The sequence below is a fragment of the Aquibium carbonis genome (genome assembly GCF_003970795.1).
GTDB classification, from domain to species: domain Bacteria; phylum Pseudomonadota; class Alphaproteobacteria; order Rhizobiales; family Rhizobiaceae; genus Aquibium; species Aquibium carbonis.
Window position 1 is genome coordinate 1 of the sequence record NZ_RWKW01000128.1, and the last position, 552, is coordinate 552.

The window sequence follows — 552 nt, forward strand, 5'->3', positions numbered from 1 at the left end:
TGCGACGGCTCGAAGAGCGCGTCCGCGACCTCGAACGGCTGCTCGGCCGCAAGACGATGGAGGTCGAGATCCTCAAGGAGGCGCTGGCAAAGTCGGAGTCAAAAAAACCGAGCTTGCGGCTCTCGTCGCAGCCGAGGGACGGTTCCCGATGAAAGCGGTTGCCGAGACGATCGGGGTGGCCCGTTCTCATCTTCATGACAAGGTGCATCGCGCGAAGAAGCCCCGCGGTCCCTATCGCAAGCAGGAGGATGATACCCTGGTGCAGTTCGTTCGCCGCCTGGTCGACGAGCGCTCGACCTATGGCTATCGCCGCATCACGGCCCTGGTGAACAGGGAGCTTGCCAGGGCGGACGAGCCACCGGTCAACCACAAACGCGTCTTCCGCATCATGCGCCAGAACGGCATGCTGCTGGCCAGGCACACGGGCCGCCGGACTGGCCGTGTCCACGATGGCAAGGTCATCGTCATGCGCTCGAACCTGCGCTGGTGTTCCGACGGCTTCGAGATCTCGTGCTGGAACGGGGACCTCATCCGGATCGCCTTCATCATCGA

At 63.6% G+C, this 552-nt stretch carries 1 pseudogene; it reads left to right on the forward strand.

From position 1 onward, the window contains the following. A pseudogene (locus tag EJC49_RS24050) lies at positions 1-552 on the forward strand (IS3 family transposase); the annotation flags it as partial.